The sequence below is a fragment of the Colwellia demingiae genome, from assembly GCF_007954275.1.
In the GTDB taxonomy this organism is placed as follows: Bacteria; Pseudomonadota; Gammaproteobacteria; order Enterobacterales; family Alteromonadaceae; genus Colwellia; species Colwellia demingiae.
The window spans coordinates 333,065-346,796 of sequence record NZ_VOLT01000005.1 but is presented as its reverse complement, the minus strand read 5'-3'; the positions used below and the strand labels follow the sequence as shown (position 1 = coordinate 346,796).

Below are 13,732 nucleotides of genomic sequence, written 5' to 3'. Positions count from 1 at the left end.
TTTTAATGATTTACTCTTTACTCTTTACTTGAACTGAGTTACTTGTGGCTGATTTAGTATTAGCAGAGAAAGTAGTAAAGATACAAGTAAAAAGGAGAGGGTGTTAAGTAAATGTTGCTTAGTTCCAAACGTCGCAGTAGAAGAAGAGACACGCTATTAAGAATAGTATGTCTCTGCTCAGGTCGATTGTTTCCTAGCCGTTATGGTTTCTTTGCACAAAATAAGCGATTAATAACTACAATGGTGAACACTATTGAAAATAAAGCATAAACAACGACCATCCACTGTGGCATGCTGTAATTGAAGAAACGCCAACTTATTTCACCACAATCTCCCGTCGCCTCAAATAAGAAGGGTATCCATTCATGCAAAGGAGCCCAAGTAGGAAAGTTAGGTATGAATTCACAACTAAAGAAGAGTGATCCGCTATTTTTCTGCATTTCAACATGTTCTAACGCAATGATAAGTCCCCAAATTGCGCCAACTCCCCACAAAACATAAGCCAAAATTCGGGCAAAGATATTCTGATGTCCGATAGTACCAATAGCACCAGCGGAAAATATAGCCAAAATAGCAAGCCGTTGATACACACACATGATACAAGGCGCTAAATCGAGCACGTATTGGAAATATAAAGCTGAAAGCTCTAAGCCTAACGCGGCGAGTGCCAGTAGTAACCATGGCCTTTGGCTGGTGGTTATATTACTTAAGTAATTCACAAAAAATCCTTAAAAATGTTCAATAAAAAAGCCTCTAGCAAACTAGAAGCTTTTTAAGGGTAGCATGAAGAAATTATAGATTAAGTATTTCTTTGCTTTAAGCTTACATTATTAATGTAAGCAATTGATACAAGCTATGAATTTATTAATAAGTGTACATAAATACTAGCTGCGTAACCTAGTGCAATCACTGGAGTCCATTTAAGGTGACTGAAGAAGGTATAATAACCTCTTGCTTGTCCCATTAAGGCAACACCAGCGGCAGAGCCTACTGATAATAGACTACCACCAACACCAGCGGTAAGTGTTACTAATAACCATTGCGTATGATTCATATCAGGGTTCATTGTTAGTACTGCAAACATGACCGGGATGTTATCAACAATGGCTGATAATAGACCGACTAAAATGTTGGCATTAGTAGCACCTAATTCACCGTACATAAACTCTGATGCCATACCTAGATAGCCCATAAAGCCTAAACCGCCAACTGCTAAGATTACACCGTAGAAGAAAAATAAGGTATCCCACTCGGCTTTAGCTATTTTATCAAAGATATCAAAATCGTCTGACCTTGTACGACCCGCAGGAACATCAGAGGTGTTCAGTTTACCTTGTCCTGATTTCTTAATGTAATAACCAAAGAATTTTAAATAGGCTAGACCTAACATCATGCCAAATACCGGTGGTAAATGCAGGAAGTTATGGAAAGATACGGCAGTAAGAATAGTTAAAATAAATAAACCAACGATAGTTAAACCACCTTTTTTGATAGGAGTTATGTCACTTGTCTCTGAACTTGGGTTACCTGCAGGTATAAAGAACTGCATAATAAATGCAGGAATAACAAAGTTCACAACTGATGGTAAGAATAAGTGGAAGAATTCAGAGAACTGAACCATACCTTTTTGCCATACCATTAACGTAGTGATATCGCCAAATGGACTAAATGCACCACCAGCGTTTGCGCCTACCACAATGTTTATACAGCTCATTGCGATAAACTTGGGCTCATCTTTGCCTACGGCTAATACCACAGCACACATGATTAATGCCGTTGTTAAGTTATCTGCAATTGGAGAGATAAAAAAAGCTAAAATACCTGTGATCCAGAATAAAGCTTTATAGCTATAACCTTTTTGTATTAATACATCACGAAGCGCATCAAATACATTGCGCTCTAAAAGGGCGTTGATATAAGTCATGGCAACTAATAAGAAGAAGAATAGCTCAGCATATTCAAGAAAATTATGGCGAATTGCAACTTCGGCAGCGTGAGGCATACCATTAGAGCCATAATAAGCAGCGATTAGAATCCAAATAAGACCAGCAGCAAGTAATACGGGTTTTGATTTTCTTAAATGTAACTGCTCTTCTAAAATCACCAGCGTATAAGCTAGAACAAAAATAGCAATAGCGGTATAGCCAATCCAATGACTAGTTAAATCAATACTCTGATGTGCTGCCTCTGAAGCAAAAGCCATGCTTGGAAAAAGCACTGCTGATAACGCCAGTAAAACGTATACAAGTGGTTTCATGTTACTCTCTAAATGGACTGTGAAGTTATATGCTGATTTAGCGATTATTATTCGGCGTGAAGTCTAACAAATTTTGTACTTAATGACACAAAAAAGCCGTTGAAATCTCTTAATTTTGTTGATAATGGCTATCAATTTGATTTATAACAAGCTTACGGTTAGGCTATTCATTTTATTTTGAACATTGCCATTTAACTTGAGAATCTCAGGCATTTGCCTTTCTTCGAAATCAATACTTTAGAAAATAGCCAACATAAAAGGTTGCCATTTAAGTTGAGGTTTCTGCTCATTTTGGCACTCATCTTGAGATTTATAATCCCCAAGCTTAATTTAGCACTCCAGTATGAAAAGTGAGTGCCTCTACACTTTGATGAAATTTACGGCATTTACCATAAATATTAATTCGAAATGGATAGTCATTATTTACTCATTATATTTGCGGAGATGTACCAATGGGCGAAGATTATAGAGGGGTAAGGGTAATAGCTCTGAAATTTTAGCATTACATCTATTAAGTATCTGCTTTAGCCCTTTTAGCAACGTTTCCGAGACACTTTATATTTTGATTTTTGTCCACTTTGGGGTTAACTTCCTGTATTAAAGTTTAATAACTTCATCACGCTCTGGGGCATATCACGTCATAGTAATAGGATCACTTTGTGCGTATTGAAGATGTTAGCTATCGGTCATTCTTTAGGTCAACAGTTAGCCAAAATCCTACATTAGCTTTTGTAAAATCATAAACATATTAGGTATAATTTTAACCAGAAATCACTATACGTGTGAGGGACTGGTGTAAGCTCATAGGCGACTGTGGAGTTCTAGTTTTAGATAACCCAAGCCAATAAGATGAGTGCTAACTCATTTATCTGCATAAAGGCTGTTTTTACTATATATTATTATCCAAAATTTAAGGACTTTATATGTCAAACCTTATAAATTTAGCTGTCTTATTTCACTTATTGCTCAAAACTTATATAAATTCATGAAATCTTAAATAACTCAACAAAACCAACTGATTGATGAGTCACTTGTTGTCAGGTTATTTTACAGTATGTAATATATTTAAATCCTAAAATCTTCAATAGGCTGAAATTGTTGTTTTTTTTATTTTTGGTATGGTTTTTGTATTAAAGCTTCATAAATTACTATTTTAATGATTACCTACCAAAATTTAGTGGAAAGGTATTAAAAGGAATTAAGAATGAATATAAAAATGTTAAAAGCAGCTTTAGCTGGTTTGGTTTTATCTGTGAGTGGTTTTGCAAATGCTGGACTTATTGTTATCGATGGTTTGATGGACATAACTGAAACATCAGGACAAGAAGAAACTTGGAGTTTTACACCTGTTATTAATAACGTTGGTGGTGGTACCCTATACTTATCAGGTGAAGGTGATTTTGAAGGCTCGCATGAGTTTATGAGTATTTTTATTGAAAGCAATAATCTTTTTGCAACGTTATTAGACGGAAATGGAGATGATGTAGATTATTTTTCTGGAACCTCAGGATCAAAGGATGGCTATACATGGGCAGCATGGAATCATACAATCGCTATTGATGAAAGTACGTTAACATCCATATTAAGTGATAATACTTTTAGTCTTAAACTTGCATTAAGTTCTGGTGTTAGCACTTATTGGGACGATGATTTTGTTTCTTGGTCTCTTTCTTATAATTCAACACCTGTACCAGAGCCTTCAACCCTTGCTATATTCGCATTAGGTATTATGGGTTTAGCAGCACGTCGGTTTAAGAAACAATCTTAGTATTGATTTTAATATTAAACTCTAGAAAACATCAATTGTTATGATTGGTGTTTTTTTGTTTCTGGTGATTGATTACTTAGGTAGTTTCATCAGTACGCCACCACCGTAGGATTATGTGTCCTTTGCTAATTATGATAAATAAAGGTTTCTGGCTAATATCGATAAACTATTAGCACTACTTGAGCATAATTATTCGTTTCAACCCCAAAATTATTCCTACCGAGTGTTGGTGGCATTTTTGCCAGTCATGCTATCCGATTAATTGGCAATATTTATAGTCAAACAATGCATATTTATATCTGTGGGGAACGTCTGCTTTCGTATCTAAGTGATCATTAGGTTAAATGATTTAATCCGATGAACTAGGTCGGCTTTGTGGCATTAGTGACGATTAAAGCAAATCCTCAAAAGATCTCATTTTTGGCACTAACATTTGTTAGTGCTAATGTTCCCTTGGTGCGCATTGACGACGTTAGCTATCGGTCATTCTTTAGGTCAACAGTTAGCCAATAGTGACGGTTAGCCCTTTCTCGCATAGTAACTCCCCATGAAAGACATTCTCTTTTCGAGTGATGTATCTCGCATCAATACATATCAAAAAAAAACATCATCAAAAGAGTAAGACAAAACTCATTAATGATGATTAAAACTTCTGAAGTGTTATGAATTCTTTGATAGGATGTATTTTACTAATTCTCAGGCTGCCGTGAATTCTCAATCTGAATGGCAGTGATCAGATTTACAACTTTTGTATGCTTGTGCATAAATGTACTTCTGGTACAATCAGTTGAAATAATCTCCTCTATTCATATATATCATTAGGTAATTATCATCAATGGTCATAAAAGCTAAAAGCCCAGCAGGATTTGCGGAACAATACATCGTTGAGTCTATTTGGAATGGTGGTTTTCCTCCTGGATCTATATTGCCAGCTGAACGCGAACTTTCTGAACTTATCGGGGTAACTCGAACTACGCTAAGAGAAGTATTGCAACGATTAGCCAGAGATGGTTGGTTAACTATTCAGCATGGTAAACCAACTAAAGTAAATGACTTCTGGGAAACATCTAGTTTAAATATTCTGGAAACGTTGGTGCAATTAGATCAGGATGGAATACCAGATTTAGTTGATAATTTATTATCAGCGCGCACAAATATAAGTGCTATTTATATTCGCGCTGCATTAAAGAATAATCCTAAAAAAGCTATCGAATCATTAGAAGCCTACATTGATGTTGAAGACTCTGCCGAGGCTTTTGCACAATTTGATTATCAACTAAATAAAGATTTAGTTATCGCTTCAGGTAATTCAATCTATTTATTAATATTAAATGGTTTAAGCGGTTTATATTCTCGCATAGGTAACTTATATTTCGCTCACCCTAAGGGCCGTGAAATATCGATAAATTATTATAAAAAGTTAATCGAGTTGGCTAAAGCAGAAAAATTTGATGAAGCAATTTTTGCTGTTCGTCAAAATGGTATTGATTCCGGTCTACTTTGGAGTGATCTCAAGGATGAAGTATTAAAAGAGCTCTATGAAGACTAACGTTTAATTTATACAAAATCTAAAAAAAGAAGACGATTTAATCGTCTTCTTTTTTTTGTGGGCAGCTAGCAATTACTTTATCTTCACCTGACATATCTTCTTGGATAATCTTAACGTCAAAGTGCCATAAGTAATGCAGGTGTTTTAATACCTCGTCTTTAGAATTACCTAGTTTAACTCCGTTATGTGGCGTATACCTTAGTGTTAACGCTCTGTCACCGTCAATATTTGCATCAACTATTTGGATATTTACCTCAATATTACTGAGGTTATACTGATTGGCCAGATTGTGACGTACTTTTTTATATCCTTGCTCATTATGAATAGCGCCAATTTCAACATAATTATTATCACTATCATCATGGATGTGAAATAGTTTAAAATCACGTATTAATTTTGGCGATAAATACTGACTGATAAAGCTTTCATCTTTAAAGTTTTCCATGGCAAAATGTAAAGTGTCTACCCAGTTACTCCCTGCAATTTCAGGAAAATACTCTTTATCTTCTTCTGTAGGATGTTCGCATATACGTCTAATATCAATGAACATATTAAAACCTAGTGCATAAGGGTTTATACCTGAATAATATTTACTATTGTATTCAGGCTGTGCAACAACATTAGTATGGCTGTGTAAAAACTCCAGCATAAACTTGTCAGTGACTAATCCTTCATCGTATAAGTGGTTTAAAATAGTGTAATGCCAAAAACACGCCCATCCCTCATTCATTACTTGAGTCTGTTTTTGAGGATAAAAATACTGGGATATTTTTCTTACAATTCTGACAATTTCTCTTTGCCAAGGTTGTAATAGAGGCGCATTTTTTTCAATGAAATACAGAATGTTTTCTTGAGGCTCTTTTGGAAATTTATATTGCTTTTCATTTTCTTGCTGCTCTTTTTTAGGAACCGTCCGCCAGAGTGCATTTACTTGTGATTGTAAATATTCAGCACGTTCTGATTGTCTTTTAAGCTCTTCATCTAACGATATTTTTTGTGGTCTTTTATATCGATCGACCCCATGGCTCATTAAAGCATGACAAGCGTCTAACGTGGACTCTACCTCACTAATACCATATTTTTTCTCACATTGAGCGATATAATTTTTTGCGAATAATAAATAATCGATAATAGAGCTAGCATCAGTCCATGACTTAAATAAATAATTGCCTTTAAAAAACGAGTTATGGCCATAACAAGCATGTGCCATGACGAGAGCCTGCATAGTAAGCGTATTTTCTTCCATTAAATAGGATATGCAAGGACTTGAATTTATGACTATTTCATAGGCTAAGCCCATTTGACCACGTTTGTAGTTTTGTTCTGTTTGGATGAATTTTTTACCAAAGGTCCAATGACTATAACCAATGGGCATACCCACGCTAGCATAGGCATCCATCATTTGTTCTGCAGTGATTACTTCAATTTGATTGGTGTAAGTATCAAGGCGATAAAAGTCTGCAACTCGGGCAATTTCATGCTGGTATTGCCCAAGTAAGTCAAAAGTCCAATCAGGTGTATCATCTAATGGCGTTACATTAGCTTTCTGAATTGTTTCATTTTGAGAATTTGTCATCAATCACCCCCTTATTTTGTTAAGAGATTCTGTTAAGCGGCACTCTGTGTGTTTTTTTTGAAAAGCTCTCTAAACACAGGATAAATATCAGCAACTGATTTAATGTGCTGCATGGCAAAGTTAGTATGAGACTCCTCCACTTGTTGATAGTGCTTCCAAAGTGTCTGGTGGGCTCGTTGGGTTATTTCGATATAACTAAAATATCGACTTTTAGGCAATATTTGCTTCTCTAAAATTGCCTGACATCGGGGAGAGTCATCTGCCCAGTTATCACCATCTGATGCTTGGGCACCATAAATATTCCACTGGTTGTCATTATAACGTTCACTGATTATGTCATTCATCAGCTCGAGAGCACTTGATGCAATTGTTCCGCCCGTTTCTTGAGAATAAAAGAACTCATGCTCATCAACCTCTTTAGCTTGCGTATGATGTCTAATATAAACGACATCAATATTCTTATACGTACGGCTAAGAAATAAATAAAGTAAAATATAAAAACGTTTAGCCATTTCTTTAGTTGCTTGATCCATGGAGCCAGATACATCCATTAAGCAAAACATAACGGCTTTTGAAGTAGGGACAGCTTGCTTGGCATAATTACGAAACCTTAAGTCGAAAGTATCAATAAAGGGAACCTTGGCTATCTTCCCTTTTAAGGTCTCAATTTCAGCGATTAAGTCTCGTTTTCGTTGAATATTGTCGTGTTTATCATTATTTAGAGCCCGTAACTCCAGTTCAAGTGCTTTTATCTGTTTGCGCTTTGAAGATGTCATCGCTATACGACGGGCAATGGAGCCTTGTAACGATTTGACAATATCTATATTTGAGGCAACACCTTCAGCACAAAAACCGCTACGAACTGTTTTATACTCAATTAACTTGTCTAATTGATTTCTTTCAAGATTAGGCAACTCTAAATCTTCAAATAGAAGATTTAAGTACTCTTCTTTAGAAATTGAAAAAGTAAAGTCGTCTTCACCTTCACCACTGTCACTGGCATCCCCTTGTCCCGCACCTTGACCTTGCTGTTGTGGCGGGCGAGGAATTCTATCACCAGTAGAAAACTGATCATTCCCAGGATGAACTCTATCTTTTACACCACCATCACCTTGGTGAAAGGTAGGTTCAGATAGATCTCTGCTTGGAATGACTATGCTTTCACCAGAATCAATGTCTGTCACACCACGTTGATTTATGGCCTCAGAAACAGACTTTTTAATTTGGTTTTTATAGCGTCTTAAAAAGCGTTGGCGATTAACCGTACTTTTATTTTTACTATTAAGACGTCTATCAATAAAGTTGGTCATACGTTCTCCTTATCTCTTTTACTGTACATACCCGATACCATTCAAAATGTGGAGAATAGTTATTTACAACTCATCATAGAAGGTTGTGATTAATCCTATTTCATTACTGCTTCTAAAAAACTGAAAAGGCTCTCAAACTTTGAAACATGCATCTTGGTCGGTAACGGCTATATATCCTTTTTTGTTAGAGATACAACTTAAGAGGACTTTCTTACTCGTAAATACCATTCAGACAACAAACGCACTTGCTTTCGGGTATAGCCTTTTGTCATCATTCGCTTAACAAAGTCATCGTGCTTTTGTTGGTCATCTGTTGATGTTTTGGCATTAAAAGAAATTACGGGTAGTAAATCTTCAGTATTGGAAAACATTTTTTTCTCAATAACAGTTCTAAGCTTTTCATAACTAGTCCAAGCAGGATTCTTACCATTGTTATTGGCTTTTGCTCGCAGTACAAAATTCACAATTTCATTACGAAAATCTTTAGGGTTGCTAATGCCAGCAGGTTTTTCAATTTTTTCTAATTCATCATTCAGTGATTGTCGATCGAATAATTGACCTGTTTCAGCATCTCTATATTCTTGATCTTGAATCCAGAAATCTGCATAAGTAACATAACGGTCGAAAATATTTTGCCCATATTCGGAGTAAGACTCTAAATAGGCGGTTTGAATTTCTTTCCCAATGAATGCTATATATTCCGGTGTTAAATAGTCTTTAATAAATTCTAAATAGCGTTCTGCAATTTCTTTAGGCAATTGTTCTCGTTCAACTTGCTGCTCTAACACATAAAATAAGTGAACTGGGTTTGCCGCTACTTCAACGCTATCGAAGTTAAATACCCGTGATAAAATTTTAAAAGCAAAGCGAGTAGATAGTCCTGACATACCCTCATCAATGCCAGCATAATCACGATACTCTTGATAGGATTTTGCTTTTGGATCGGTGTCTTTAAGCGTTTCACCGTCATAAACACGCATTTTCGAATATATACTTGAATTTACTGGATCTTTTAAACGAGATAATACTGAGAATTGTGCAAGAATATCTAAGGTATCGGGTGCACACTGCGCAGTTTTTAATTCACTGTGCTCAAGTAACTTCTTATAAATGTTAACTTCTTCAGAAACGCGCATGCAATAAGGCACTTTAACAATATAGACTCGGTCTAAAAATGCTTCGTTGTTTTTGTTATTTCTGAAAGTCTGCCATTCTGATTCATTTGAATGGGCGAGTAAAATGCCGTTGAAAGGTAACGCTGAAAGACCTTCAGTAGGATTATAGTTACCTTCTTGAGTGGCTGTTAGTAATGGATGCAACACTTTAATAGGCGCTTTGAACATTTCAACAAATTCCATTAACCCCTGATTTGCACGACATAAAGCACCTGAATAACTATAAGCGTCGGCATCATTTTGAGCAAAATGTTCAAGCTGTCTAATATCAACTTTACCAACGAGTGCTGAGATATCTTGATTGTTGTCATCACCAGGTTCGGTTTTAGCTATCGCAATTTGATCTAAAATAGACGGGTAAACTTTTACTACTTTAAATTGGGCAATATCACCTTTAAATTCATGTAAGCGTTTTGCAGCCCAAGGAGAGATAATATTGTTTAAATACCTTCCAGGAATATTGTATTCTTCTTTAAGAATCTTTCCGTCTGAATGAGCATCAAATAAGCAAAAAGGATGATCATTAACGGGGCTACGCACACCATTTGCGCTTAGAACATAAATGGGTTCTTGCTGCATCAAAGACTTTAACTTTTCTGCTAAAGAAGATTTCCCTCCGCCAACAGGGCCTAATAAATATAAAATTTGTTTATGCTCTTCTAATCCCTGTGAAGCATGTTTTAAATAAGACACTATTTGCTCAATGGCTTCTTCCATACCATAGAAATCAGTAAAAGCAGGATAGCGTTTAATAACTCTGTTGGAAAATATTCTACTTAGCCTGGGGTCTGTCGCGGTGTCGACCATTTCAGCCTCACCAATGGCCGTAAGTAAACGTTCTGATGCACTAGCATAGGCTAGATTATCCTCTTTACAAATAGTTAAGAATTCTTGTAAACCAAACTCTTCTTGTTGAGCTTGCTCATAGCGCGTTTGATAATGTTGAAAAATACTCATAACTACCTCCAAAAGAATACAATGCTATCCACTAAGATAAAAATAGTAAAAGCCAGCACTTAACAGCTTGTAAAGGTAAGGTAAAAAGCACTTGCTATATTTTAAGGTTAGTTGTTCTGGCTGATTTTGCTAAGGAAATTAGTAATTAAATTGTAACTAGTATGAAAAATCCACATTAAGTCAACTTGCTAATTTCTAATTAATCAAAGGTGATTTAGTGCGTATTGGCTTTACCAGTAGGAAGTTAGAAACTTTATCTGCAGATATTAAATTATATATGAGCAAATACTGATTATTTCTGCAGTCAATTAACAGGCTGTTTATATTTCTTTACACTAAGCTGCGAGCCATAGTATAGGCTTGTTAGCAGTCAGTTATCTTTTTGGACAAATACACGTACAACTTCTGTTACAACCGTCTTTTAAGCCTTGTTACTAGAGGACTTTCGCTTTAATCATTTGCCCTAGATAATAGCTTTAAGACAGACATTGAATGAAAGAGAGATAACAATGACCGATAATAAAAACCCGTTAAAATTGTGTGGTATCGAATTTACTGAATATGCCACGCCAGACTCAGACTTTATGGAAAAAGCTTTTTATGGTTTTGGTTTTTCAAAAACTAAAAAAATGAAAGGACGTGATGTTGAATATTTTAATCAGAATGATATCCACTTTTTATTAAATAAAGAAAAAGCTGGTTTCTCTAAAGAGTTCGCTAAAAGTCATGGTCCTGCTATCTGCTCTATGGGTTGGCGTGTAGAAGACGCTAATTTTGCCTTTAACGAAGCGGTCAAGCGTGGAGCAAAATCTGCTGAAAATGAAGCAAACAAACTTCCATATCCAGCTATCTTTGGTATTGGTGATAGCCTTATCTATTTCATTGAGAACTTTGCAAAAACTGGCGCTAACAAAGGCTTGATCTATGATACTGACTTTGAAGATATTGCTGAGCCGGTATTAGTTGAAGATAAAGGTTTTTTAGCGGTAGATCATTTAACCAATAATGTTTATCAAGGCACTATGCATAAATGGGCTGATTTTTATAAAGATGTCTTTGGTTTTACTGAAGTTAGATACTTTGATATTAAAGGTGTTAAAACAGCTTTGATTTCTTACGCACTTGCATCACCTTGTGGAAAATTCTGCATTCCAATTAATGAAGGGAAGGGCAGTAAAGATAATCAAATTGATGAATACCTTAACGAGTATAATGGTCCAGGTGTACAACATTTAGCTTTTATCACAGATGATCTTGTTGGCTCTCTTGATAAGTTAGATCGATCAATTGTTGATACACTTAATATCGTTCCTGAGTATTATGATGAAATTTTTGACCGCGTACCTTGGGTAAAAGAAGATAAAGAGCGTATTAAAGAGCATCAAATTTTAGTTGATAGCCAAAGTGAAGACTCATATTTACTGCAAATATTCACTAAAAATTTATTTGGCCCAATTTTTATTGAAATGATTCAACGTGTCGATGACCAGGGTTTTGGAGAGGGTAACTTTTCAACCTTATTTAAATCGATTGAGTTAAATCAAATGGAACGTGGCGTTTTATAAATAAACGTCTAAAATTTCCTAAATTAAAAAGCCAACAAGCTCTGTGAGTTTGTTGGCTTTTTATTATTTGAAGCTAAGTTTGTTTAAGTCAGTATTATTTAGAAAGTCAGCGCTTATTTACCCGTAGCTGATACGTTTAAGTCTTTTAAAATACCATCGTGTAAGTTGTACACTACGCCATGCACGGTTGTATCTTGGTCATTTTGCCATGCGTTAACCAGAGTTGTGGTATTACATATATTGGCGACTTGCTCTATAACATTAAGCTCACATAATAAGTTAATACGTTCTGTTTCATCGGTAAGCTGGTCCATTTCTTCTTTATGGAAGCGGTAAACATCTTCTATGTGGCGTAACCAGTTGTCTATTAAGCCATGACTCTTATTATCAAGTGCTGCACTGATACCACCACAACCGTAGTGACCACAAACAATAATATGCTGTACTTTCAATACATCGACAGCGTATTGAATAACAGATAAACAATTTAAGTCGGTATGAATAACTTGGTTAGCAATGTTACGGTGTACAAAAACTTCTCCCGGATCCATGTTTAGAAGTGCGTTTGCAGGTACGCGGGAGTCTGAGCAACCTATCCATAAATACTTTGGTGATTGTTGTTCAGATAGAGCTTTAAAGAAGTTAGGATCTTCCTTAGTGATTTTTTCTGCCCATTGTTTATTATTATCAAACAGGTGTTGGATTTTTGTCATAAGTTAAGTCCACATTGAGTAGTTAAATTGATGACATTTTATGTCATAGAAAAGGTAAGTAAAAGTAATTATTTGTAATGATAGTATCTATATACCCACTACCAATCAAGATGCATGTTTCAGAGTGCTTGAGCAATTTTAATTCAAGGCGCTGTGATGAAATAATGGTTATTCCCTTATAAATCACAGCAACGATGAAGTGATGTTGCTCAAGCGCTTCTTCGATGGGTTTAAAATCACTTTATACCGCGTTAAATACTCAAACCATAGAATGATTATGCTTAAATTATTTACCTTGCCTAAAGTGATTTTAATTCCCACTGAAATCCTGTACTTTGAATGGTAACGGGTATGTACCCAAACTACATGAAGAGACAGATTTCAGCTGGAATTAGAAATGCCTTTAAGTCAAATGAGACATTTGAACATGAGTCGCTAGGGCGCCCTTAAACACATATCTTCTAGCCGCTTGGCTATAGTATAATAACGGCAATGATAATCTTATAGGTAAACGCTATGGCGAGTGCATGTGCCCTGCATATTCTAGTAAAAACGGAAAAACAAGCAGTAGAATTAAAAGTGCAACTTGATAAAGGTGCTAATTTTGGAGCGCTTGCAAAGAAGCATTCACTTTGCCCATCGAAGAAAAAAGGTGGTGATTTAGGGGAGTTTCGTCGTGGGCAAATGGTTAAAGCATTTGATGATGTTGTTTTCAAAAGGCCCTTATTAAAAGTTCATGGACCTATAAAAACAAAGTTTGGTTACCATTTAATAAAAACTTTATACCGAAGTTAACAACTAGCTATACCCGTAATCATTCAAAATGCTCGATTCAGAGTGCTTGAGCAAATCTAGTTTGAGG

General features: G+C 35.6%; 10 protein-coding genes. 4 read left to right on the top strand and 6 right to left on the bottom strand.

What is annotated here, in order from left to right; all coding sequences use genetic code 11:
* Positions 1-200: 200 nt before the first annotated feature.
* Both dsbB and nhaD read right to left on the bottom strand, forming a co-directional pair.
* Positions 201-719 (bottom strand): disulfide bond formation protein DsbB, encoded by a 519-nt coding sequence (gene dsbB / locus ESZ36_RS12020; RefSeq protein WP_146788134.1) that lies wholly within the window; start codon positions 717-719, stop codon positions 201-203.
* Positions 720-853: 134 nt separating this feature from the next.
* Positions 854-2,257 carry a sodium:proton antiporter NhaD gene (gene nhaD / locus ESZ36_RS12015; RefSeq protein ID WP_146788131.1) on the bottom strand — a complete coding sequence of 468 codons (1,404 nt, stop codon included), beginning with the start codon at positions 2,255-2,257 and terminating at the stop codon, positions 854-856.
* Positions 2,258-3,461: 1,204 nt separating this feature from the next.
* Between nhaD and ESZ36_RS22895 the strand changes: the two genes are divergently transcribed.
* On the top strand, positions 3,462-4,025 hold the full coding sequence (locus ESZ36_RS22895; protein WP_246129079.1) for a PEP-CTERM sorting domain-containing protein: 564 nt from the start codon (positions 3,462-3,464) through the stop codon (positions 4,023-4,025).
* Positions 4,026-4,860: 835 nt separating this feature from the next.
* Complete coding sequence (fadR, locus tag ESZ36_RS12005; protein WP_146788128.1) at positions 4,861-5,574, top strand: fatty acid metabolism transcriptional regulator FadR; 714 nt, start codon at positions 4,861-4,863, stop codon at positions 5,572-5,574.
* Between the two features lie 37 nt (positions 5,575-5,611).
* Here fadR and ESZ36_RS12000 read toward each other — a convergent pair whose 3' ends face one another.
* The 3 genes from ESZ36_RS12000 to ESZ36_RS11990 form a co-directional block, all read right to left on the bottom strand.
* On the bottom strand, positions 5,612-7,150 hold the full coding sequence (locus tag ESZ36_RS12000) for a SpoVR family protein (RefSeq protein ID WP_146788125.1): 1,539 nt from the start codon (positions 7,148-7,150) through the stop codon (positions 5,612-5,614).
* Between the two features lie 32 nt (positions 7,151-7,182).
* Positions 7,183-8,460 (bottom strand): YeaH/YhbH family protein, encoded by a 1,278-nt coding sequence (locus tag ESZ36_RS11995; protein ID WP_146788122.1) that lies wholly within the window; start codon positions 8,458-8,460, stop codon positions 7,183-7,185.
* A 197-nt stretch (positions 8,461-8,657) separates the two neighbouring features.
* On the bottom strand, positions 8,658-10,592 hold the full coding sequence (locus ESZ36_RS11990; RefSeq protein WP_146788119.1) for a PrkA family serine protein kinase: 1,935 nt from the start codon (positions 10,590-10,592) through the stop codon (positions 8,658-8,660).
* A gap of 509 nt (positions 10,593-11,101) precedes the next feature.
* Between ESZ36_RS11990 and hppD the strand changes: the two genes are divergently transcribed.
* The gene (gene hppD, locus ESZ36_RS11985) at positions 11,102-12,157 is read left to right on the top strand and encodes a 4-hydroxyphenylpyruvate dioxygenase (protein WP_146788116.1); all 1,056 of its coding nucleotides are present in this window, start codon (positions 11,102-11,104) and stop codon (positions 12,155-12,157) included.
* 113 nt (positions 12,158-12,270) lie between these two features.
* Here hppD and can read toward each other — a convergent pair whose 3' ends face one another.
* Positions 12,271-12,870, bottom strand: coding sequence for a carbonate dehydratase (can, locus tag ESZ36_RS11980; protein ID WP_146788113.1), 600 nt, complete (start codon positions 12,868-12,870; stop codon positions 12,271-12,273).
* Between the two features lie 516 nt (positions 12,871-13,386).
* Here can and ppiC point away from each other — a divergent pair.
* On the top strand, positions 13,387-13,665 hold the full coding sequence (gene ppiC, locus ESZ36_RS11975; protein WP_146788111.1) for a peptidylprolyl isomerase PpiC: 279 nt from the start codon (positions 13,387-13,389) through the stop codon (positions 13,663-13,665).
* The last annotated feature ends 67 nt before the right edge of the window (positions 13,666-13,732 follow it).

Coding starts and splice junctions, on each gene's coding strand:
- nhaD (WP_146788131.1), bottom strand. CDS start 2,257: ATGAAACCACTTGTATACGTTTTACTGGCGTTATCAGCAGTGCTTTTT.
- ESZ36_RS22895 (WP_246129079.1), top strand. CDS start 3,462: ATGAATATAAAAATGTTAAAAGCAGCTTTAGCTGGTTTGGTTTTATCT.
- fadR (WP_146788128.1), top strand. CDS start 4,861: ATGGTCATAAAAGCTAAAAGCCCAGCAGGATTTGCGGAACAATACATC.
- ESZ36_RS12000 (WP_146788125.1), bottom strand. CDS start 7,150: ATGACAAATTCTCAAAATGAAACAATTCAGAAAGCTAATGTAACGCCA.
- ESZ36_RS11995 (WP_146788122.1), bottom strand. CDS start 8,460: ATGACCAACTTTATTGATAGACGTCTTAATAGTAAAAATAAAAGTACG.
- ESZ36_RS11990 (WP_146788119.1), bottom strand. CDS start 10,592: ATGAGTATTTTTCAACATTATCAAACGCGCTATGAGCAAGCTCAACAA.
- hppD (WP_146788116.1), top strand. CDS start 11,102: ATGACCGATAATAAAAACCCGTTAAAATTGTGTGGTATCGAATTTACT.
- can (WP_146788113.1), bottom strand. CDS start 12,870: ATGACAAAAATCCAACACCTGTTTGATAATAATAAACAATGGGCAGAA.
- ppiC (WP_146788111.1), top strand. CDS start 13,387: ATGGCGAGTGCATGTGCCCTGCATATTCTAGTAAAAACGGAAAAACAA.